At 67.6% G+C, this 22,411-nt stretch carries 19 protein-coding genes; 10 read left to right on the top strand and 9 right to left on the bottom strand.

What is annotated here, in order from left to right:
• Window positions 1–84: 84 nt before the first annotated feature.
• The 3 genes from ACIBX3_RS26435 to ACIBX3_RS26425 form a co-directional block, all read right to left on the bottom strand.
• Complete coding sequence (locus ACIBX3_RS26435; protein WP_397121378.1) at window positions 85–1,803, bottom strand: ATP-binding protein; 1,719 nt, start codon at window positions 1,801–1,803, stop codon at window positions 85–87.
• A 1,150-nt stretch (window positions 1,804–2,953) separates the two neighbouring features.
• Window positions 2,954–3,142: a hypothetical protein gene (locus ACIBX3_RS26430; protein ID WP_397121376.1), complete on the bottom strand. Its 189-nt coding sequence runs from the start codon at window positions 3,140–3,142 to the stop codon at window positions 2,954–2,956.
• A gap of 334 nt (window positions 3,143–3,476) precedes the next feature.
• A complete protein-coding gene (locus tag ACIBX3_RS26425) occupies window positions 3,477–4,418 on the bottom strand; it encodes an acyl-CoA desaturase (protein ID WP_397121374.1) in 942 nt (313 codons plus the stop codon).
• A 132-nt stretch (window positions 4,419–4,550) separates the two neighbouring features.
• Here ACIBX3_RS26425 and ACIBX3_RS26420 point away from each other — a divergent pair, with 132 nt between their 5' ends.
• The 4 genes from ACIBX3_RS26420 (at window position 4,551) to ACIBX3_RS26405 (ending at window position 9,084) form a co-directional block, all read left to right on the top strand.
• Window positions 4,551–6,011, top strand: a complete 1,461-nt coding sequence (locus ACIBX3_RS26420) for a flavin-containing monooxygenase (protein WP_397121372.1) — start codon at window positions 4,551–4,553, stop codon at window positions 6,009–6,011.
• A 63-nt stretch (window positions 6,012–6,074) separates the two neighbouring features.
• A complete protein-coding gene (locus tag ACIBX3_RS26415) occupies window positions 6,075–7,292 on the top strand; it encodes a hypothetical protein (protein ID WP_397121370.1) in 1,218 nt (405 codons plus the stop codon).
• A gap of 6 nt (window positions 7,293–7,298) precedes the next feature.
• Complete coding sequence (locus tag ACIBX3_RS26410) at window positions 7,299–8,075, top strand: hypothetical protein (protein WP_397121368.1); 777 nt, start codon at window positions 7,299–7,301, stop codon at window positions 8,073–8,075.
• Window positions 8,076–8,724: 649 nt separating this feature from the next.
• Window positions 8,725–9,084, top strand: a complete 360-nt coding sequence (locus tag ACIBX3_RS26405; RefSeq protein ID WP_397121366.1) for a hypothetical protein — start codon at window positions 8,725–8,727, stop codon at window positions 9,082–9,084.
• Here the strand turns inward: ACIBX3_RS26405 and ACIBX3_RS26400 are convergent.
• From ACIBX3_RS26400 to ACIBX3_RS26390, 3 genes are all read right to left on the bottom strand, one after another.
• Window positions 9,032–9,343, bottom strand: a complete 312-nt coding sequence (locus ACIBX3_RS26400) for a hypothetical protein (RefSeq protein WP_397121364.1) — start codon at window positions 9,341–9,343, stop codon at window positions 9,032–9,034. The two genes, ACIBX3_RS26405 and ACIBX3_RS26400, sit on opposite strands and share 53 nt — an antisense overlap.
• 649 nt (window positions 9,344–9,992) lie before the next feature.
• The gene (locus ACIBX3_RS26395) at window positions 9,993–11,747 is read right to left on the bottom strand and encodes a glycoside hydrolase family 15 protein (RefSeq protein ID WP_397121362.1); all 1,755 of its coding nucleotides are present in this window, start codon (window positions 11,745–11,747) and stop codon (window positions 9,993–9,995) included.
• Window positions 11,748–11,828: 81 nt separating this feature from the next.
• Window positions 11,829–12,431 carry a YitT family protein gene (locus ACIBX3_RS26390; protein ID WP_397121360.1) on the bottom strand — a complete coding sequence of 201 codons (603 nt, stop codon included), beginning with the start codon at window positions 12,429–12,431 and terminating at the stop codon, window positions 11,829–11,831.
• A gap of 63 nt (window positions 12,432–12,494) precedes the next feature.
• Here ACIBX3_RS26390 and ACIBX3_RS26385 point away from each other — a divergent pair, with 63 nt between their 5' ends.
• Window positions 12,495–13,925, top strand: coding sequence for a PLP-dependent aminotransferase family protein (locus tag ACIBX3_RS26385; protein WP_397121358.1), 1,431 nt, complete (start codon window positions 12,495–12,497; stop codon window positions 13,923–13,925).
• Here the strand turns inward: ACIBX3_RS26385 and ACIBX3_RS26380 are convergent.
• Both ACIBX3_RS26380 and ACIBX3_RS26375 read right to left on the bottom strand, forming a co-directional pair.
• Window positions 13,922–14,533, bottom strand: coding sequence for a trimeric intracellular cation channel family protein (locus ACIBX3_RS26380; RefSeq protein WP_397121356.1), 612 nt, complete (start codon window positions 14,531–14,533; stop codon window positions 13,922–13,924). The genes ACIBX3_RS26385 and ACIBX3_RS26380 overlap by 4 nt on opposite strands.
• 10 nt (window positions 14,534–14,543) lie before the next feature.
• The gene (locus ACIBX3_RS26375; protein WP_397121354.1) at window positions 14,544–16,028 is read right to left on the bottom strand and encodes a peptide MFS transporter; all 1,485 of its coding nucleotides are present in this window, start codon (window positions 16,026–16,028) and stop codon (window positions 14,544–14,546) included.
• A 136-nt stretch (window positions 16,029–16,164) separates the two neighbouring features.
• Here ACIBX3_RS26375 and ACIBX3_RS26370 point away from each other — a divergent pair, with 136 nt between their 5' ends.
• The 3 genes from ACIBX3_RS26370 (at window position 16,165) to ACIBX3_RS26360 (ending at window position 20,017) form a co-directional block, all read left to right on the top strand.
• Window positions 16,165–18,003: an AMP-dependent synthetase/ligase gene (locus tag ACIBX3_RS26370; RefSeq protein ID WP_397121352.1), complete on the top strand. Its 1,839-nt coding sequence runs from the start codon at window positions 16,165–16,167 to the stop codon at window positions 18,001–18,003.
• A 70-nt stretch (window positions 18,004–18,073) separates the two neighbouring features.
• The gene (locus tag ACIBX3_RS26365; RefSeq protein WP_397121350.1) at window positions 18,074–19,399 is read left to right on the top strand and encodes a hypothetical protein; all 1,326 of its coding nucleotides are present in this window, start codon (window positions 18,074–18,076) and stop codon (window positions 19,397–19,399) included.
• A gap of 126 nt (window positions 19,400–19,525) precedes the next feature.
• Window positions 19,526–20,017 carry a hypothetical protein gene (locus ACIBX3_RS26360; protein ID WP_397121348.1) on the top strand — a complete coding sequence of 164 codons (492 nt, stop codon included), beginning with the start codon at window positions 19,526–19,528 and terminating at the stop codon, window positions 20,015–20,017.
• A gap of 70 nt (window positions 20,018–20,087) precedes the next feature.
• On the opposite strand, the gene ACIBX3_RS26355 is transcribed toward ACIBX3_RS26360, so the two are convergent.
• Entirely contained in the window at window positions 20,088–20,735 is a 648-nt protein-coding gene (locus ACIBX3_RS26355; RefSeq protein ID WP_397121346.1) for an NAD(P)-dependent oxidoreductase, read from the bottom strand.
• A gap of 122 nt (window positions 20,736–20,857) precedes the next feature.
• Between ACIBX3_RS26355 and ACIBX3_RS26350 the strand changes: the two genes are divergently transcribed.
• Both ACIBX3_RS26350 and moaA read left to right on the top strand, forming a co-directional pair.
• On the top strand, window positions 20,858–21,232 hold the full coding sequence (locus ACIBX3_RS26350) for a winged helix-turn-helix transcriptional regulator (RefSeq protein ID WP_397121344.1): 375 nt from the start codon (window positions 20,858–20,860) through the stop codon (window positions 21,230–21,232).
• A 180-nt stretch (window positions 21,233–21,412) separates the two neighbouring features.
• Window positions 21,413–22,402, top strand: coding sequence for a GTP 3',8-cyclase MoaA (gene moaA, locus ACIBX3_RS26345; protein WP_397121342.1), 990 nt, complete (start codon window positions 21,413–21,415; stop codon window positions 22,400–22,402).
• The last annotated feature ends 9 nt before the right edge of the window (window positions 22,403–22,411 follow it).

The raw sequence follows: 22,411 nt of genomic DNA, 5'->3' as shown, positions 1-22,411 counted from the left end.
CCCATCAAGGAGTACGCCGGCACTGCCAGGTCCGTAGGTCGTCCCGTTGAGCCCCGGTCAGTCATGCCACCACGATCACGCGGGTCACTGGGATCTACCTTTTGGAAACTTCGGTCCAGGGCCGTATTTGACCCCGGTTCCTCCTCGCGCGTCTCCGATCTTCTCAATTATTTGCCGCTCCCTCAGGTTGTTGAGCAGATCGCGGGCCGCGTAGACGTGAAGATCGAAGAGGCGGCGTATCGTCTGGTTGGTGACGAAGCCGTACTCTCTCACATGGTCGACGACTTTCTGATCGGTGTCGTCAATGGAGCTACGTCGATAGGAAACGGATCGCGACATCGCCGCGAGCACGTCAGATCGCACACGGTAGGTGGGGAAGGGCTTCTTGGCCGTTCGTTTGGTCGGCTCTATCAAGTTGTACTCATCGGTCATGGCGAGCAAGACCTCTTGCGCCTCGACCGGAGTTCTTTGGATGATTCCGGCGAGCTTGTAGGCTTCGATGCCGCTGTTGTGGCGGAGGTGCGACATGACGAGCAGCACATTCAGGTCTCTGCCTGCTTTGGGCGGAAGGTCATTGATGAAGCGTACGAACGCGTCATTTCCTATGCCGCCGGCCAATGTGGCGCGAACGAGTGTTCCGCTGTCCTCGAACAAGGGTGGCTCTTTGCCCACCCGCAGCATTTCCCGGTAGGCCCTGTCCACTCCTTGCCCGGTTCCTTCCGCCAGTTGAAGGATGGAGACCGTTTCTGTGAGCAGCCGGTTCCTGGGCGTCGAAGGATACGTGAGGATATTGGCAGGGGTCACCCCTGACACGAGACCGCCAGGGCTTGTGATCACCAGACGCTCGGGAGAGTGCTCGACGTCGACCGTGCCGCCTGTCTCGTACGATCGGTGTATCAGGGCGTTCACGACCAGCTCCCGCACCGCGACGGCGGGATAGTCGGTGAGCTGGAGTTGTATTCCGCCGGCCAAGTTGAGTGGGTAGATCTCCCTGCGGCTCTCTATGGCGTCGGTCAGGGCCTGGATCGCCGCGATGAGCGGACGATTTCCCCGCATCCTTCCTGTGGCTTCGCTTCCGGATGTGGGGCGGAATTGGTACGAGTATCCGTAGCCGGGGACGATCTCGGTGATCAGTGATTCGTCGGCGAGCAGGAGCACGCCCGCGTTCGTGACACTCCCGTGTGGAGTGATCAGCCGCAGGGACTCAAGAAGTGCCCGGTCGGTCAAATCGGCAAGGTGATCGCGGCCGGCGGCCTCCAGAAGGCGGCGCAGTCTCTCGATTTCGACACCGCTGAGCCGCTCGGCTCCGATGCTGGATGCATCTGCCGACCAATCGACTTGGCCACGTGCGATCATGACCTCCCGCTGCTGATGGGGAGGAAAGGGGAGGCACTCCTTCCCGAGGCGGCGCGTGGCAAGCCCGGCCGCGTTGCTGTGCGGCACGACCCCTTGGGGAACGGTGACGAGCACAACACGGACGCCGTCAACGGATTTTTCGGTGACGAATGCCGTGATCGGCGGGCTCGTACGGTCGAATATCCCTTTGCGGATGAGATCCAGCGTGTAATTCGACGGAACGCCGCGAAGCGCGCGCTCCCGGTCGGCCGCTTTGTCGTCGACGCCCAACACCGCAGTGCCGCCGCGTGCGTTCACGAAGCAGACGAGGGCATCGGCGAGCAAGTTGAGGGTCGCCTTGACGGAGTCGGCGACGAGCTTGAAATCGAGCGTCTCCGTCTCCAGGGAGTCCGCTGTGACTCCTTGCCCCAGCATGGCGAGGGCTGCGTCTGCTTCATCGTGATCCACGCCTCTGAGGATAACTGAGAAGTGTATCAGCCTCAACGATTCTCAGTTTGAGCTCAGTGAGGGCTGGCGACCGGTGGGGGAGTAAGGCCAGCTTCCCAAGGTCGCCGCACACCGCGTATATCGCGGTTTGGGGCCGAGGCGGGCCCATCCTGAGCATCGTTCCGGCGGCTGGTCAGGATGGGCACTTCGAGTTTCGCTCGGACGGCGGAACGTCGGCGGCCGTCCCTGGCTGGTCTCGCATGCGGTACTCCCGGACGTCGGGGTTGGTCGTCTTCGTGAGGGCGGGGGGCCGCCGGCCGTTCGCGGACGCCGTCGAGCGCGGCCCGCTGCTCAGGCGTCAGCTTGCACGCTTCCAGGGCACGGTTGTGGGCGGCATGCACGTGTGGATGATCGACCTCCCAGAATAGGTAGCCGAACAGGTGCTGGAGGGCGTATCTGTGTTGCTCGCCGAGCGTGGCGATCAGGACGTGCCCGTCCTGGGGAGATGCATGGGATGATCTTGTGAAAGTCGCTGGCTGCGCGAGACGTTTGTGCAGCTCATGCCATGTGAGTCAGCCATACAGCCACCGCTCTCCTACAGCGGGTACCACAGGTTCGATCCTGCTGGGGAACCTCCATCAACTTCGAAGCGCCACCTACCAGTGGGTCGACATCAAGCGCTTCCGGTTCCCAGCGGCGGCGGTCGACGACCGGACCCTGCTGACTCTTCTGATTGCGCACGAGTTGTACGGCGACAGCTACACCGGCGGGGACCCGGGCGACGGTCCTCGCCGGCACAGCAGCACCGACTCGACCGGCTGCAGCGGGAACGAGAACAGCGGCGACCCCGTACGCGCACTGGCGGGGGTCGCATCACCTTCAACTGCTTAGACCCCCCGACGCCGACGCCGAAAAGACCAGCCTGCGCGCCTGGGCCGAGAAGCGCCAGACTGCCCAACCACCCGCTCCCCGAGCTAGATCGCGAGCTGTACCGCCCATTGCGGGCCGCCGACGCTGTCTACCGGCTGCGTGACCTCGGTGAGACCACTTCCACGACTGGGGACCGCCGGAACTCTGGGGGATGTGGTGCCGGGCATGAGGACATCCTTCCTGATGATCAAGGGTGACTTCAGGCCAAGTGTCCGGAGAACAGGCAAAGCTCCGTATCCATTCACGCCTGTGATTGATCAGGCGTTTTGGGGTGGCATCCAGGGGTTTCCGGCAAGGCGTCGCGGAGGGCATCGAGTGGGTGGATGCCGTGATTGCGGGCGGTGCCGAGGTAAGTGCGGATGAGGGAGTAGTGGGCGGCGGTGCGTACGCTGCGCCAGCAGCCGCCGATCTTCATCTGGAGTTTGACCATGCGCTGAGGCTAGTTGGGTAAGGACGGCGCATTGCTGCGCCGTCCTTACCCAACCGCGACCTGCGACCAGCCAAAACCCAACAGAAGATCTCCGGCAGCTCAGAGCAGCACACCCGGCATCGATACGCCATCCGCGGTTACCTGTCCACCGCGATCAAACACAGCCTCGACGTCATGACCGTCCTACGCGACGCGCTCCTCGGTAACCTTGGATGCCGCCTGATCCCGCTACGGCCTGACGCCCCCGCAGCACCCGTACTCACGCACTGAGACATAGTGCTGTCCTACAGACGGATCATCCCGGTCAACTCGTTGCTCTTGTACGAGGGTCGGACTAACCCGCCCTGTGCAACCGAGCCAGGCGGCCCGCGGTCGGCCAGCGGACGTCGTAGGCCAGCCCGAGCTTCTCAAGGATCCAGATAACCCGGCCAGCGATGTCAACCTGGCCGCGCTCGACGCCATGCCGGGCGCAGGTGGGATCGGCGTGATGCAGGTTGTGCCACGAATCACCGAAGCTGAGGATGGCCAGCGGCCAGAAGTTCGTTGACCGATCCCGGGCGGCGAACGGCCGTTCGCCTACTAGGTGGCAGATGGAGTTGACCGACCACACTACATGCTGCTGAAAGGCAACACGCACCAGGCTCGCCCAGAAGAAGGCGGTCAGCGCCCCTTGCCAGGTCCAACTGAGCAGCCCGCCGAGAACGGCAGGTGCGAGCATGCTGACGAGGGTTAAGGGACCGAACAGTCTATGGATGACGCGGATGTCCCGGTCAGCTAGCAGGTCCGGAGCGAACCGGTGCTGATTGGACAGATCGCGGTTGAGTATCCAGCCGATATGAGCGTGCCACATCCCTCGAAGCAGCGCGGCCGGCGAGGTACCGAACGTCCATGGTGAGTGCGGATCACCTGCCCGATCGGCGAACGCGTGATGTCGGCGGTGGTCCGCCACCCAATGCAGAATCGGGCCTTGCACGGCCATGCTTCCGACAACCGCCAGTGCGATCCGCGTCACCCGTCCAGCCTTGAACGATCTATGCGTGAAGTGGCGGTGAAACCCGACGGTGACGCCGAGCAGCGTGACAGTGTGCAGGCCCAGCGCCAGGGCCGCGTCGAGCCGACTCAGCCCCCACCCCCAAGATAGAGGGATGGCGATGACGAGCGCGGCGAACGGCACGATGACGAACAGATAGACAGCCACGTGAGCAGCGAGTCGGCGCTTGCCACCCAGCAGGTCGACATGAGCCACCTGTTCGCCGGGTCCACTTTGCCCAACCATGATCTTCTCCTTTCGACTCCTACGTGCCCAGGGTGGAATGACGCCGGATGACGCATCAAGGACAGTTGTCACTTCAAATCGTCCGGAGGGTGTGGCCAAACTCGGAGCTACGCGAAGATTCGACCCAGACGGATGGTGATCAAGGTGGATGTCGGAACCATCATTGTGGGTGCCGGAGTTTCCGGGATGTGCCTGGCGATGACACTCCGGAACGCGGGCCAAAATGACTTCATCGTGCTTGAGAAGGCCCAAGACATCGGCGGGACCTGGCGGGACAATGACTACCCCGGTTGTGCGTCTGACATCCCGGCGCACATCTATTCGTACTCATTCGCGATGCATCCGTCATGGAATCACCGCTACGGGTCACAGGCGGAAATACTACGCTATCTCCGACAGGCGGCACAGCGGTTCGATGTGCTGCGCAAAATCCTGTTCGGAGTGACCGCAGTATCAGCTGTGTACGATGAAGAACAGGCCCGGTGGACTGTGCAGGCTGAGGACGGGAGCCGATTCAGTGCTACCGCGCTCGTACTGGCAGTGGGCGCCATTCATCAGCCGGCCATCCCAGAAATCCCGGGATTTTCAGCGTTCAACGGCACGGCATTCCATTCCTCCCGATGGGACCACGGGTGCGACATTAGTGGAAAGAACATCGCGGTGATCGGCACTGGGGCGAGCTCCGTGCAGATAATACCGAAGATCGCACCATACGCTGGCCGACTTTTCGTGTTCCAACGGACGGCGCCTTGGGTGCTGCCGCGGCGCGATGGCACTTACAATTCCACCGTGCGAATGTTGTTCCGCAAGCTGTTCCTGTTCGGCTTGCTGTATCGCTGGTATTTGTACTGGCGAGCAGAGGCCCGGGTGTTGGCCTTTAAACGCTACAAATGGCTCTTGCGCGTTGCTCGATTCAGAGCCATGCGCCATCTTCGCCGCCAGGTTCCCGACAGCGACCTGCGCCGCATGCTGACCCCGAAACACGCTATCGGATGCAAGCAGCTCCTGCTGTCGAGCACCTACTATCCGACGCTGACCAGGGACAACGTCGAAGTCATCACCACACCGATCACGGAAATCGACGATTCAACCATTACCACGGCGGACGGGACGACCAGGCCCGTCGATGTCATCGTGCTGGCGACCGGATTCCATATCTTGGGGTCACTGGACTTCATCCAGATCACCGGGCGGGACGGGCTCGACTTACAAGAGACCTGGCGGACGGGTGCCGAGGCCTTTCTCGGTATCTGCGTGTCCGGCTTTCCCAACCTCTTCCTCATGGTGGGGCCGAACAGCGGCTTGGCTCACACATCCATGATCTTCATGATCGAGGATCAGGCGCGATACATCTCCCAGGCGCTCAGACGGCTCGATCGCGGAGTCCGAAGCCTGGATGTGGACCTCACGGTTCAGCGGAAGTTCAATTCCGCACTACATCGGCGACTTCAGTCATCGGTGTGGTCACTCGGCGGCTGTCGCAGCTGGTATCTGGACCAGGCCGGGATCAACCGGGTGCTGTGGCCTAACTCGACGGTCTCCTACTGGTGGCGAACACGGCGATTCTCGGAACGACACTTTACACGGGAATGAGGTCGGAGAATCGTAGGCTCCGCGCTATAACGAGAGGCAAGAGCCGAGACTGCTGGAGGCCCGATGGCAAGCAGCTCAGTCCCAGAGGTCGACTTCGCACCTGGTCAGCCTCGTATCCGGGGTCTGCAGAACGACAGTGAGCTGACCAAGATCACGACTAAGCACATGGTGGGCACTCTAGAATGGACGGCTCCGTTCTTTCAGATGGTCGCACTCTTCATCTCCGCCATCTATGATCCGTTCATCTCCTACGGCCGAGCGATCATCTTTGGCGTGGTTGGCGCCCACCTCCTGCTGGTTCCGTTCTACTATCGAGGATATGGACCGTTCGCGAGGGGAGGTTGGTGGATCGTCGCCTGTTTCTTCCAGGTCATCTTCGTGAACGGTTTGCTCGCAGTGATGTCGCAGCCGGACACGTACGGCAACCACATTGTCTGCGTACCTGGCTGCAACTACTCCGGGACCTTCTGGCTGTTTCTGGGATTCTACCCATGGCTGCCGCAGCGGCTAAACCGATGGCGTGCCCTTTTTGAGCTGCTAATGTTGGCTGCCTACTTCTTCTATTTCCTGTCGCTCGCCTGGCTGAACAACGGCGACGTGAGTCAGCTTAATATTAAAACGGCAGGCACCTCGTTCCTCTGGCTACTCATCGCCTACCTGTTCGGCAAAGCCATTGGCAAGATGTGCGTCGCCGCTGCACAGAAACAACTCGAGGTGCAGCAGCAGAACTTCGACGCATTCTTCGATTTCCTGCACTCGCACGTCAAGTCAGGTATCGCATCCATCCGAAAGGAGCTTTCCGATCCCCGACGAGTCAAGGAGAAGCTGGACGAGCTGGAAACAACGATCGGCAGCTACCGGGTGGAGTTGCTGCTCGTGCGGGAACAGGTTCCCCTGGCGGCCCTGTTTAGCGAACGGATACGCACTTTCACCGGCGTACTGGACATGAAGGAGACGCCGCGTCTCGGTCCTATGACGGTAAACCGTCCGGTCGGGATGCTCATTGGCCGGGCCCTGGGGGATTTGCTGTCCAACAGCGCCAAGTACGGAGCGAAGTCTGTACGGATCAGATGCGAGTCGGCGGGAGGGGTGATTGTGCTGGAGATCGCCGACGACGGTCCCGGCTTCGATGGAGACGTCTTCGACGATGAGTCGCGAAGTCTGCATCGGCTCCGCTGCGCCGCGCGAGATCTTGGAGGAGACTTGACGATGCACCCAGGAGAGGATGCGGCAGGCGCCGTGCTCACCCTGGTCGCGCCGCTGCATGCCAAGAAGAGGTGACAGGTGATGCGTGGACTCAACGTTCTGCTTGTTGAGGACTCCGATCAACTGGCCGGCTCAACATCTCGGGAACTCGTACGAGAGTACGGGCACACGGTGACGTGGCTGCGGGATCCCGTATTGTTAGAGGTTGAGTTAGCCAAGCAGCGGTTCGATGTCGCTATCGTCGACCTGCTCTACGAGCACCTCAGCCGGGAGTTCATGGCCCGTAGGCTTGCCCGCAAGGTAAGGGTCAGGGGCGAACAACTGCTGATCAGCGGCTTGACCGCGATCCGGGTCCTCCGGGAGCAGCATCCTCCGGTCGCCACCGTCGTGTGGACCTCCGGTGAGCACAACAGACGTCTTCACCTGCTCTACTCGTACCAGGATCTTGAGATGCGCACGTACTGCTCGAAGAGCCCTGGCACGGGCCGCAACGACTCTTTGGAGTTTGCCGCGAGAATGAGTTATGAACAGCGGCACTACGTCGATCCCGTACTGAATCCCTATCTGCCAGCGGAGCGAGGGCGCCGGGCAAGCGAAATCCTGCTGCAGGATGATTGCAAGCGCGCTATCTGGCGAGCGATCGCGATCGGCGCGCACACTCGCACGGACATCGGGCGCCTCGCCGGCTATTCCGAGCGGACCGTCGGCAACCGGATCCCTGAGATGTACCGCGATCTCCTTGAGTTCGACGTGGGTCTCTCAACCAACAGCAGGGCTCCTTTGCTCGAATTGGTCCGCTATGTGGAGGGCAACTGGGAGTTCTTCCTCGACGACGCGGTGCGCGCGATGTATCCGTGACAGCTGTCCTGTACTCGTGCCGCCGAAAGCTGCACGCTTGGTGGGTGAATCGACCTCGACCAGCTTCTTCGCAGCCGTCGTCGACCGGCCGCGCGGTGGCGATCGGCTCCGGCGGAGCCGTCGCTGTGGGCGGGACCATCTCCGCGCTGGTCTCCGCCGGTGCCCCTTGGTGGGCCATCGGCCTCGTCGCGATCGCCAGCACCACCGTCGGCGCCACCCTTGCCGCACTGCAACTAATGCTGCCACAGGACTCGCATGACCGGCTCGAATGGTGGCGTGACATGCGCCGCCATCGTGCACGCATCCGTCTCGCCAAGCGAGGGCCCGCCGCTCACTCTTGTCCCGGCGTACACCGCCATTCACGTCCGGACGCGGTTGCACAGGTTGAAGTCGTAGACGCTGTGGAGCCGTGATGGTGCGCCGCAGGCGGACTGGCAGTTGCCGGGAGCCGCGGCGGTAGACGAGTTCCTGGCCCAAGGCGTCAGCCGAGGGCCCGACTACCGGGAAGGCTGTCCGCTCACGCGCCGCTACTGCCCGGTGCGGACGTGCTGGCTTTCCTAGACATCGATTCGATGCAGCGGCGCACCTACGGGTACGCCAAGCAGGGCAGCGGGTTCGGCCATACGAAGATCCAGGCAAGAGTGTGCTGGTGCGCGGGCTCCTGCTCGCGACGGTGTCGACCCTGCTGGCCGCGCCGGTCGTGGCCGGGACCCGGTTGCGCGGCGGCAGCGCCGGTTCAGCCCGCGGCGCGACCTCGTTCGTGCGCGAGCAGATCGGCGCCGTCCGGGACGCGGGCGTCGGCGCGACCCTGATCGTCCGGATGGACAGCGCCTTCTACGGCGCTCAGGTGATCGCCGCGTGCCGCGAGTACGATGCCCCCTTCTCCGTTACCGCCAAGCTGGACCCCAAGGTCAAAGAGGCGATCGCCGCGATCGCCGAGGACGCATGGACACCGATCAAGTATCCGCGTCGCCATTTTCGACCCCCAAGCCGGTGGATGGGTCTCTGACGCCGAGGCCGCCGAGACCCGCTACACCGCCTTCACCAGCAAGACCGGCAAGGCCGTCACCGCCCGGCTGATCGTCCGCCGGGTCAAGCGGCTCAACCCGCAGGCCGGACGCGGCCAAGACGAACTGTTCGCCACCTGGCGCTACTACCCGATCTTCACCGACAGCCCGTATGCGCTGCTTCAGGCCGAGGAACAGCATCGTGATCACGCCGTGCAGGAGCCGATCAACGCCGACTTGATCGACGGGCCGCTCGCGCATTTGCCCTCGGGCTCGTTCGCAGGCCGGGTGATCTTTCACCTTCCGGCGCATTAGCCGCACTCACCCATAACCTGTTGCGCGCCACCGGCTGCCTGGCCTCGGCCTTCCACGCCAAAGCGCGCGGCGCGACCCTGCGCCGCCAATTGATCGCCGTTCCCGCTCGGATCGCCCGGCACGGCCGCGGGCCGCGTGTGCCGGTGGCGGATGGTGGGTGGCGGCGAAGACTTTCGTCCAGGCATGCCGCCAGGGCGTGGTCACGCCCTACGCTGGCCTGATGCGCCCAGCCAGCGACGAGGACGAGGCAGACGATGACCTCCCCACCACCCGATCCTCTGCATCTCGGACACCTGGGCTCCGAACGATCGGTGCCTACACGCGGCGTCCGGCACGGTGAGCCCGCGGATCACATGGTTTTCCTGTGATCGGGCCGGGGACATATGCGGGATGATCTTGCATCGCCATGCGCTGCTTAGGTTATCTGTCCAGCTCAAGCCGCCAATGAATAGGAGCAGCGACCGCTCTCCTAAGGAGGGTGCCGTAGGCAGGCGTGAAGCTGTAGCGGCTGCCCGAGGGATGGCGAGCCGCTCAGGGTGGGCTCCCGTCAGCTCACCACGCGTAACCGGGCAACGGGTGGAAGCAGGAGGGGGACCTACGACAAGGCGCGGGCGGCATGGATCAACGGAACGTGGCTGAAGGCCTGGGGGAAGTTGCCGACCAACCTCCCATACCGGGGGTCGTACTCTTCCGCCAGCAACCCCACATCATTCCGCAACCCCAGCAACCGCTCGAACAGATCCTTCGCCTCCGCCTTCCGCCCCTGCATCGCCATGACTTCCACCAGCCAGAAACTGCACGCCAGAAACGCGCCCTCCCCGCCCGGCAGCCCGTCCACGTCATTGTCCTCGGCGATCGGGTAGCGCAGCACGAACCCGTCCGCCATGAGCTCCTTCTCGATCGCCGTCACCGTCCCCGCGATCCGGGGGTCATCGACGGGCAGGAAGCCCACGACAGGCAACATCAGCAGGGCCGCGTCCAGCTCCGACGACCCGTACGACTGCGTGAACGTGTTCCGGTGCGGGTCGTACCCCTTCTGGCAGATCTCCGCGTGGATGACGTCCCGCAACGTCCGCCACTTGTCCACGGGACCGGTGCGGCCGAACCCCTCGACGTACTTGACGGCCCGGTCGAGCGCCGCCCAGCACATCACCTTCGAGTGCACGAAGTGCCGCCGCGGCCCCCGCACCTCCCACAGGCCCTCGTCGGGCTCGTCCCAGTGGTCCTCCACGTAGTCGAGGAGCTGCCGCTGGATGGTCCAGGCCCGGTCGTCGGCGGACAACCCCCGCGTGCGCGAGACGTACAGGCAGTTCATGACCTCCCCGTACACGTCCAGCTGCAGCTGCTTGACAGCCTCGTTCCCGATGCGCACCGGCCGGGAGTCCTCGTAGCCGTCGAGCCAGTCCAGCCGCAGCTCGGGCAGCCGCCGTTCGCCGGCGACCCCGTACATGATCTGCAGGTCCTGCGGCCGGCCGGCGATCGCGCGCAGCAACCAGGAACGCCAGTCGGCCGCCTCCTCCAGATACCCGGAGGAGATCAGCGCGTCGAGCGTCATCGTCGCGTCCCGCAGCCAGCAGAAGCGGTAGTCCCAGTTGCGGACCCCGCCCAGATCCTCGGGGATCGACGTGGTCGGGGCGGCGACGATGCCGCCGGTCGGCGCGTACGTCAGCGCCTTCAGCGTGATGAGCGACCGCACAACGGCGTCCCGGTACGGCCCGTCGTAGGTGCATTTGGACACCCAGTCCGTCCAGTACGCCTCGGTCTCGTCGAGCTGGGTGCCGGAATCGATCTGCGGCGGCATCGGCTCGTGCGACGGGTGCCACGTAAACACGAACGGCAGCCGGTCGCCCTCCTTGACGGTGAACGTCGCCCGGTGCGCGTAGTCGCCGCCATTCAGCGGCACGGGGGCGTGCAGCCACGCCGAGTCCGGGCCGCCGATGGCCTGCAGGTGGCCGTTGTCCCGGCGCACCCACGGCACGATCCTGCCGTAGTCGAAGCGCACCCTGAGCACCGTGGACACCTCCACGGTCCCGGAGACGCCCTCGACGATGCGCACGACGTCGGGGTTGCGGTCGCGGGGCGGCATGAAGTCGATCACGCGGACCGTGCCCGTCGGGGTGTCCCACTCGCTCTCCAGGATGAGCGTGCCGGGCCGGTAGCGCCGCCGGTCGGCGTGCCTGCGCCCGCGAGGGCCGAGCCACCAGTGGCCGTTGCGTTCGCTGCCGAGGAGGGCCGCGAAACACGAGGGGGAGTCGAACCTGGGCAGGCAGAGCCAGTCGATGGAACCGTCCCTGCCCACGAGCGCGGCCGACTGCATGTCTCCGATCAGCGCGTAATCCTCGATCCGCATGCCTAGACGCTACTCGCCCAAGGGGTGGTCCCGTGGCCGGATCCGATCATGTCGCGTCATGCCCGGACCCGGCCGCGGGGGTCACGCCAGCGGGAACCAGCGGGTGAACAGCTGCGTCAGCGGCCCGATGGCCAGCGCGAACACCAGCGTCCCGATCCCGACCGTCCCGCCGAGCAGCCAGCCGGCCGCCAGCACGGTGATCTCGATGAGGAACCTGCCCAGCCGCACCGACAGCCCGAGCCGCACCAGCCCGGTCATGATCCCGTCCCGGGGTCCGGGTCCCATGCCGGCGCCGATGTACAGCACAGTCGCCAGCGCGATCGAGACGACGCCCAGCGCCACGTACAAGGCCTGGAGCGCCAGATGGGAGGGGGTCGGCAGCAGCAAGATCGCGCCGTCGGCGAACAGCCCCAGGAACACCACGTTGCTGATCGTCCCGAGCCCGGGCTTCTGCTTGAGCGGGATCCACAGCAGCATCACCAGCGCGCCCACCACGATGATCACGGTCCCGATCGACACCCCGGCCCTGATGCCCAGGCCCTGGTGGAACACGTCCCACGGGTCGTTGCCCAGCCCGGACTCGATCTGCAGGCCGATGCCGGCGCCGTACAGCGCCAGCCCGCCGTAGAGCCGGGCGAGGCGGGCGGGGAAGGAACTCACTCGTGGGACGGTCGTCTCGCTCATAGTGGCCCCAGAGTGGCAGTCCACCGACTTGCCAAAACAGGGCCAATCGCGAAAAGTGGCCTTATGAGGCATCTTTCGGCGACTCAGGTAGCCCGGCTGGTCAACGTCGATCCGGGCGCGCGCCCGTACTACCGCGCGCTCGCCGACGGCGTGCGCGCCCTCATCATGGACGGCCAGATCCCGGTACGCGTCCGCATGCCCGCCGAACGCCACCTCGCCGAGATCCTCAAGGTCAGCCGCACCACCGTGACGTCGGCGTACGACCTGCTCCGCGAGCGCGGCTACCTGGACAGCCGTCAGGGCTCCGGCAGCTGGACGGCCCTGCCTGATCCCGCCACGACGCCGGACAACCCGTGGCTCAGCACCGACGGCGACGGCCTGGTCCCCCTGCACTGCGCCGCCCCGCCCGCGCCCTCGGCCCTGCGGCAGGTGATGCTGGAGGCCGTCGAGGACCTGCCCCGGTACGGCATGGGCAACGGCTATGACCCCATGGGCCTGGCCGTCCTCCGGGAACGCATCGCCGCCCGCTACACCGCCAGGGGAGTGGCCACACGGCCCGAGCAGATCGTCGTCACCACCGGCTCCCAGCACGCCATCCAGCTCGTGCTCGGCCTGCTCGCCGGCCCCGGCGACCCGGTCCTGGTGGAGTCGCCGACGTACCCGCACGTCATGGACGTGGCCCGGCAGCGCTCGGCCCGGATCGTCCCGGTCGGGATCTCGCACGAGGGCTGGCAGGCCGACCTGCTGATCGGTGCCATGCGCCAGTCCGGGGCACGCCTGGCCTACCTCATGCCCGACTTCCAGAATCCGACCGGCGCCCTCATGGACGACGCCACCCGCGCCGCCGTCGTGGGCGCGGCCCGGCGCACGGACACGCTGGTGCTGGTGGACGAGACCTGGCTGGAGCTGGCGCTGGACGAGGTGCCGCGCACGTCGCCCATGGCGGCGTTCGACACCGACAGCCGCGTGATCAGCATCGGCTCGGCGTCCAAGCTGTGGTGGGGCGGCCTGCGCATCGGCTGGATCCGCACCACGGCGGCGCTGGCCCGCCGTCTGGCCATGCACCGCTCGGCCGTGGACATCGCCAGCCCGGTGATGGAGCAGCTGGCGGTGGCGCGGCTGTTCGACCGGCTGGAGGAGACGCGCGCCGAGCGCCGCCGCACGCTGCGCGCCTCCCGCGACGCGCTGGTGACGGGGCTGCGCGAGCAGGTGCCGGAGTGGACGTTCACGGTGCCGCGCGGCGGCGGCACGCTCTGGGTCCGCCTCAACGGCGACGCCGCCACATCGTTGGCCGAGGCGGCGGCCGGCCACGGCGTGCGCCTCGCGCCCGGCCCGTGGTTCGGCCTGGAGGGAACGCTCGAAGGCTACCTGCGCCTGCCGTACACACTGCCGCCCCAGATCCTGAGCGAGGCGATCATCCGCCTCCGCGCCGCCCGCGACCACGGCCCCCTCGGCACCCCGCGCCCCCCGGACTCGCTCATCGCGATGGTCTAGTCACTCGCGACCCCCCTGGCAAGCGGCGCGCGCCACTTGCGGCGCATCGCCGTGATCCGCAGCCCGAAGGCCAGCACCGCCGCCGCCAGCGTGGCCTGCCACCCGTCCAGCCCGTACGACGACAGCGCCGCCATCACCCCCGACCCCAGCATCGCCGGCACCGCGTACAGCTGGCGGTCGTACAGCAACGCCGGGATCTCCCCGGCCAGCACGTCCCGCAGCATGCCGCCGCCCACCGCCGTCGCCACCCCGAGCAGGGCCGCGTGCAGCGGGCTCAGGCCGTACTCCAGGGCCTTCTCCGTCCCCACCGCGCAGAACAGCCCCAGCCCGGCCGCGTCCAGCACCAGCATGGCCGGCATCACCCGCGCCACGTGCGGATGCCAGAAGAACACGATCACCGTGGCCGCCACCGGAACCAGCACGTACCCGAGGCTCTGGAAGGCGGCCGGGCGCACGTTCAGGATCAGGTCCCGCACCACGCCCCCGCCCAGGGCCGTGATCTCCGCCAGCACCCCCATCCCCACGACGTCGAGCCGCTTGCGCACGCCCATGAGCGCACCGGACAGGGCGAAGACGAATATTCCGACCAGGTCGAGAAACTGAGACACGTCGCAATCTTTACCGGAACGGCAGGGACTCGGCGTGGTGGTGCTCGGCCATCAGCACCCGCAACCGCCGCGTGAACATCAGCAGCGCCGCCCCGGCCACGATCGCCGTGACCGCCAGCACCAGGTAGTACGCGGGCTCCGACAGCACACGGTTGAGCCGCCCCGTCTGCCCGCCGACCGCGTCGCCCACCGACACCGCGATGAACCACACCCCGAGCATCTGCGCCTTGAACGCCTCGGGCGCCAGCTTCGTCGTCACCGACAGCCCGACCGGGCTGAGCGACAGCTCGCCGAACACCTGGATCACGTACACCAGCACCAGCCACCACACCGACACTCGCCCGGACCCCGCCAGCGCCGCCGCGACCGCCATGACCACGAAGCTCAACCCGACCATGACCAGCGCGAACCCGAACTTCTGCGGCGTGCTCACCCGCGTCCCCAGCCGCACCCACAGCGCCGCGAACACCGGCACGAAGATCATGATGAACAGCGGGTTGAACGCCTGGGTGGTGGCCGGTTGGATCGAGACGCCGAACAGCGACAGGTCCGTGTGGTCCGCGGCGAAGAACAGCAGCTTGCTCGGCGCCAGATCGTAGATCATCCAAAAGATCGCCGCGGCTGCGAAGAGCCAGATGTACGCCTTCATCCGGTCGCGCTCGTCCTCGGCCAGCTGGCCGCCCATGAGGATGTAACCGAAATACACGACGGGCACCACCAGGATGATCACGGTGATCACGATGGTGAACCGGTCGATCGTGAACGTGCCGGTCGCCGTCCACGCCGCCAGCGCGGCCACCGCCGCGCCCGCCCCGAGGCCCGCCAGCCGCCCGAAGCGGCGCCGCTCGGCGGGGGACAGGCGCATGCCGGGCCGCTCGCCGACGCCCCGCAGGGCCCGGCCGCCCCACACGTACTGGATCAGGCCCAGCGCCATGCCGACCGCGGCCGCGCCGAAGCCCCAGTGCCAGCGGTCCCCGGCGGCCAGCCAGCCGACCACGATGGGCGCGAAGAACGCCCCCAGGTTGATGCCCAGGTAGAACAGCGAGAATCCGGCGTCCCTGCGCCCGTCCTCGTCCTCGGGGTAGAGCCGGCCGACCATGACGGAGATGTTCGGCTTGAGCAGCCCCGTGCCGCTGATGATCAGCAGCATGCCGAGCCAGACGAACAACGGCGTCGTCACCGGGATCGCCATGCTGATGTGGCCCAGCATGATGACGAACCCGCCCCAGAACACCGCCCTGCGCGCCCCCAGGAGGCGGTCGGCGATCCACCCGCCGGGCAGCGCCACCAGGTAGATCAGGGCCCCGTAGACGCCGACGACCGCCTGCGCCGTCTCGTCCGGCATGCCCAGCCCCTGGTGCGCCGGCGACGCCGCCATGAACGTGGCCAGGATCGCCCGCAGCCCGTACCAGCTGAACCGCTCCCACATCTCGGTGCCGAACAACGTCGCCAGGCCCCACGGATGTCCGAAGAACGTCCTGCCGCCGCCAGCCATGAAAAGCCCCCGGTAAGCTCTCTGCAGTCGATCGGTCGCTGTGCGGGAACGATGCCCGCGAGGTCTTGCCGCTACCCGGCGGGTGTGGTGCGATGCATGCCATTCATGCAAGTGAATACTGATGGAGGCGCGTGCCATGGCCGAAGTCCTCGACGTCCGAGCCGAGATCCAGCGGCAGATCGCCGGCCGTACCGTCTGCTTACAGCTCCAGCAGGCGGCTGAGCAGCATCCCGACGCACCCGCCTACTCGGACCCGGAGGGCGACGGCTGGCGCACGCTGACGTACGCGCAGGCGCGGGAACGGGTTCTGGAGATCGCGGCCGCCTTCGCCGCGCTCGGGCTCGAACGCGGCGACTCCGCGGCCCTGATGATGGTGAACCGGAGCGAGCACGTGCTCGCCGACCTCGGCGCGGTGCACGCGGGCGGCGTCGGCTGCACGGTCTACTCGACGTTCGCCCCCGAGCAGATCGCGTTCGTGGCCGAGAACGTGGGCGCCAAGTACGCCGTGCTCGGCGGCCCGGCCGAACTGGCCCGCTGGCAGCCGGTGCTCGACCGGCTGAGCGGCCTCCGCAAGATCATCATGCTGGAGGGCGCGCCGGCCGGCGACGACCGGTTCATGACGTGGACGGACTTCCTGGACCTCGGCCGCGCACGGCTGGCCGAGGACCCGGGCCGGGTGGAGGCGCGCTGGCGCGCCGTCGCCTCCGAGGACGTGGTCACCGTCCTCTACACCTCCGGCACCACCGGCACGCCCAAGGGCGTCCCGCTCACCCACGCCAACGTCTTGTACGAGTGCGCCGCCACCGACCGCATGACGTCGCTGCCCATGCTGGGCACGCAGATCTCCTACCTCACGTACGCGCACATCGCCGAGCGCATCCTCAGCCTCTACCTGCCGCTGACCAAGGTCTCCCACGTGCACTTCTGCACCGACCTGGCCAACCTCGGCGCCACGCTGGGGCAGGTCAGGCCGATGATGTTCTTCGGCGTGCCACGCGTGTGGGAGAAGATGATGGCCCGCCTGCTCGCCGTGCTCGCCACCCAGCCGGAGGAGCAGCAGACCGCCGTGCGGGAGGCCATGAACGCGGGGCAGGCGTACGTCGAGGCCGGCCAGCACGGCCGCACCGTCACCCCCGAGATCCGGGAGGCGTACGAGAAGGCCGACGCCTCCCTCCTGTCGATCATCCGCGGCATGATCGGCTTCGACCGCGCCGAGTGGACCGCCACCGGCGCCGCCCCGCTGGCTCCCGAGGTACAGAACTTCTACGCCGGCCTCGGGCTCAAGGTCATCGACGTGTACGGCATGACGGAGACGACCGGCGCGTTCACCGGCAACAGCCCCGCCTCCTACCGTCTCGGCACCGTCGGCAGGGCCGAGCCCGGCGTCGAGGTCCGCATCGCCGAGGACGGCGAGATCCTCACCCGCAGCCCGCTCAACACCCGCGGCTACCTCAACCGCCCCGAGGCCACCGCCGAGCTGATCGACGCCGACGGCTGGCTGCACACCGGCGACATCGGCACGGTCGACGAGGACGGCTTCTACCGGGTCGTGGACCGCAAGAAGGAGCTCATCATCACCGCGGGCGGCGAGAACATCTCCCCGGCGGAGATCGAGAACCACCTCAAGCAGCACCCGCTCATCGGCCAGGCGCTCGCGTACGGCGACAACCGGCCCCACACGGTGGCCGTGCTGACGCTCGACGCCGAGGTCGCGCCGGGCTGGGCGCAGGCCCGCGGCATCACCTACACCTCGCTCGCCGAACTGGCCGAGCACCCCGAGGTGCTCAAGGAGGTGGAGGCCGCCGTCGAGGCCGCCAACGCCAAGCTGGCCCGGGTGCAGCAGGTCAAGAAGTGGGCGCTGCTCGGCACGGAGTGGACCGCCGAGACCGAGGAGCTCACCCCGAGCCTCAAGCTGAAGAGGCGGATCATCCACGCGAAGTACGCCGACGTCATCGAAGGGCTCTATTCCGGCTGATCCGGGCTTTGCCATTCGAGGCGTGTGTCGTGGTCATGGTCATTACCGGCCGGTTCCTACCGTCCTGATCATGACCAGAGAACTGCTTCTCGTCTCGCTCGCGGCGGGGGCGCTCTCGGCGCCCGTGCCTGCGCCCGCCGCCGCGACCGAGCTCGCCATTCGAGCCATCACCGTACGTCCCGCCGAGCCCGTGGTCGGGGCCGACGACTCCGTCCGCCTGGTGATCGACGTGGTCGCCAAGGGGGCGCGGGGCAAGAACGGCGTCACCGTGAAGGTCGAGCCGGGCGCCCCCCCGGGCCCGCTGCTGGTGTCCAAGCCATCGGTGACGGACCCGTCGCCGTCCCAGCCGCCGGCCCCGTCCGACGTCCCGTCCCCGGCCCCGTCCGCTTCGATCCCGTCGGCCCCGGCACTGTCGGTGCCGACGCCCTCGCCGTCGCCTTCGTTCACGACACCGACACCGACACCGACACCGACACCGTCCGCCGGCACCGAGTCCGACACGTCATCCGGCCCGGTCCAAGGCGCCGACCCCATCCACGCCATCGACGCGGCCCAGTCCGCCCAGCCGCTCCCGAGCGCCCAGCCTGCCGAGGGCCCGGCGCAAGGCTCAGAACCCGCGCAGGGAACGGGACCGGTGCAGGGAACGGGGCCCGTACAGGGCGCCGACCCGGCAGCAGAGGGCGCCGATCTGGCGGGAGAGGGCGCCGCGCCGGCGGTCGAGGGCATCGACCCCGTGATCGACGGCGGTGTCCCGGCGATCGTCGGCACCGGCCCATCGATTCAGGGCGCCGCCCCGCCGGTAGAGGGCGCCGCCCCGCCGGTAGAGGGCACCGGCCAGGCGGCCGAGGGCACCGGCCAGGCGGCCGAGGGCACCGGCCAGGCGGCTCCGGACGCCTCGTCCGGCGTGAGTCCCAAGGCCGGCGCCCAGCCTGCGAGTCCCCGCATGACCGACGGCTGGGAGACCTGGCGTTTCCTGCCCGACAAGAGGCTGAGCCGCTACTACCCCACAGGGACCTGGACCATCACCGTCACCGCGACGGGCAAGGACGGCGCCACGGTGACGGAGTACGCCTCGTTCGCGCTCAAGCGCGAGACCAGGCTGGCCTCCGTACGGGCTGAGCAGGTCAGGGGAGCCGTACGCCTGCGCGGCGCCCTGACCAGGGTGGACCCGCGTGGCCTCACCGACTACGGCCCGTTCGGCAAGCAGCGCCTGGAGATCCTCTGGCGCCCGGACACCGTCACCGACTGGGAGCGGGTGGCCGATACCACGACGGACGCCGCGGGCGCGTTCATGAGCAGGATCCCGGGCCGTACGGGCGGCCTCTGGCGCGTCCGCTACGCCGGAACCGGCCACTACGCGCCAGATCTCTCTAAATCGCGACAAATAACTCAATAATGCGTCGGCATCAGTAGGCGTTGCGGAATCGTGATCACCTTTGTCGCAACTTTTGCTTCCCTTTCCGCGTCATTGCCTGTTGACGTGCCCCGCCAGGGGTGCGTTTAAGACGGGGAAGGAAGTCACTTGAAGATGCGACGTCTCGCCGCCGGCCTGGCGGCCGCCGCGTTGGGCGCCACCGTGGTGGCCACCGCGGCCTCGCCCGCACTCGCCGACGAGGTGGACCCGGACTTCGCCGGCGGCAACACGAGCCTGCGATTCGACGCGAACCCCGAGCCCGCCTGGCGCGGCAAGCCCATCGACCTCGAGGGCAAGCTGTCCGTCGAGTGCGAGGAGGACTACATCAGCGGGTTCGTGTCGGTGCACCACGCCGACACCTGCAAGAAGCAGGAGCGCTGGCACCGTCTCGCCTGGAAGCGGATCGTGATCCTGTTCCAGCCGGCCGGCAGCGGCAAGTGGGAGTACGTGGACACCATCAGGACCGGCCGCAACGGCTACTTCCACACCCGCGTGCCCGCCCGCACCTCAGGCACGTGGCGCGCGGTGTTCGAGGGCGCCAAGTGGCTGGAGCCCTCGGAGGGCACGGACTGGGTCAGGGTCATCGGCCGCCACCACTAGGGTCATCGGGACGCCCGGCCGCCTCCGGCCGGGCGTCCGCCATGTCCGGGCCCATCCGCCGGTTCAGGCCTCAGAAGGACACGGCGACCTGCACCCGGTGATGCTTCCCGCCGCCGGCCTCGTCCACCACCGCCACCGCCAGATCGGCGAACGAGAACACCGGATCGCCCTCGGCGGCGTCCGGCACCCGCCGGTCGCCGATCCGGTGGCGCCCGGTCCGTTCGGCCTTCTCGTCGAGGAACACCGGCGGCGGCGCCAGCACCACCCAGTCCAGCCCCGACTCCTCGAACACCGTCAGCTCCACCGCGTGCCCCAGCGAGAACGCCCGCGCGTCCGCCGGGAACCCGGGCGTGTCCACCAGCCGGACCCCCGGCGAGACCTCCAGCAGGGTTCCCACACCGATCGCCACCAGCCGCGTCACCCCGGCCGCCGACAGCCCCTCGACCAGGGCGCGGGCCGCCGCCGCGTAGAACTCCTCCGACGGCATGTCCAGGCGCGCCGCCGCCTGCACCGCCGCGTCGTGCCCGGCCGCGGCCGCCGCCACGCTCGCGGCGTCCGTGACGTCGCCCGCGACCACCCGCACCCGCTCGCCCGCCAGATCACCGTGCCTGCCGGGATCGCGTACCACGGCCGTCACCTCGTGCCCGCGCCCGGCCGCCTCCGCGACCACCCGCCGCCCGGCCCGCCCGCCGGCGCCGAACACCACCAACCTGCCCATGTCGACACTCCGCTCGTCTTCGGGCGGCCGGGCTTCCCGGCCGCCCCGCAGACGGTAGAGGGCGACATGCCACTTTCCGCAACGATACTTACCCTGCGATGGTTGCCCCTACGATGACCGGCATGGGAGTGCCGCTCGATCCGGACATGTTCACCGGTTGCCCGCCCATCGCCGCGCCCATCCGCGTCGGCGACAAGTGGACCGCGAAGATCATCCGCTGCCTGGAGCCGGGCCCGCGCCGCTTCACCGAGCTCCAGACGCCCCTGCGGGGCATCACCCCGAAGGTCCTCACCGCATCGCTGCGCGCCATGGAGCGCGACGGCCTGCTCACCCGGACCGCGTACGCCGAGATCCCGCCGCGCGTCGAGTACGAGCTGACCGACCTCGGCCGCAGCCTCCTCGAACCCATGAACGCCGGCTGCGAGTGGTCCAGGCGCCACCTGGCCGAGTTGATGCGGGCCCGCGAGTCCTGGGAGGCCGCCGGCCAGCGGGCATGAGAGTCCTGATCCTCTCGGCCCGGATCCGCGCCCGGGAACCGCTCGGCCGCCGGATCGCCGCCGGGGCGGAATCGATCTAGGGCCGGATGCGTTGTCGTGCGGTGAAGAGGCGGTTTTGGGTGCTGGTCGGCAGGCGTCGTAGGCTGGGCCCCCTCAAGCGAGAACAGGAGGTGACGCCCCGTGTTGCGAGACTCGTTCGGACGGGTGGCGACAGATCTTCGGGTGTCCCTCACGGACAAGTGCAATCTGCGCTGCACGTACTGCATGCCGCCCGAGGGCCTCGACTGGCTTCCCAACGCCCAGCTCCTCACCGCCGACGAGATCGTCCGCCTGGTGAGCATCGGGGTCGAGCGGCTCGGCATCACCGAGGTCCGCTACACCGGCGGCGAGCCGCTGCTGCGGCGCGAGCTGGTCGACATCGTCGCCCGCACCACCGTGCTCGAGCCCAAGCCGCAGGTCTCGCTGACCACCAACGGCATCGGGCTGGCCCGCCTGGCCGAGCCGCTGTCGGCCGCCGGGCTCGACCGGGTCAACGTCTCGCTCGACACGCTCGACCCCGAGACGTTCAAGCGGCTCGCGCACCGTGACCGGCACGCCGACGTGATCGCCGGGCTCGCCGCCGCCGACGCGGCCGGCCTGCGCCCCGTCAAGATCAACGCCGTCCTCATGCGGGGCGTCAACGAGCACGAGGCCGTCCCGCTGCTGCGCTGGTGCCTTGACCAGGGCTACGAGCTGCGCTTCATCGAGCAGATGCCGCTCGACGCCCAGCACCAGTGGAACCGCGCGGAGATGGTCACCGCCGACGAGATCCTCGGCCTGCTGTCGGGCTCGTTCGACCTCACGGTGGACGATCTGGAGGACCGCGGCAGCGCGCCCGCCGAGCGGTTCCTGGTGGACGGCGGCCCGGGCAGGGTCGGCGTGATCGGCTCGGTGACCCGCCCGTTCTGCGGCGCCTGCGACCGTGTCCGCCTCACCGCCGACGGCCAGGTCCGCAACTGCCTGTTCGCCACGGAGGAGTCCGACCTGAAGACGGCGATGCGCGCGGGCGCCTCCGACGACGAGCTGGCCGAGCGCTGGCTGGCGGCCGTGGCCCGCAAACGCGCCGGCCACGGCATCGACGACCCCTCCTTCCTCCAGCCCTCCCGCCCGATGTCCGCCATCGGCGGCTGACCCCGGCCG

This window comes from Nonomuraea sp. NPDC049480, assembly GCF_044465905.1.
GTDB lineage: Bacteria > Actinomycetota > Actinomycetes > Streptosporangiales > Streptosporangiaceae > Nonomuraea.
Note: the sequence above shows the minus strand (reverse complement) of the source record. Positions and strands in the feature narration are given on the sequence as shown.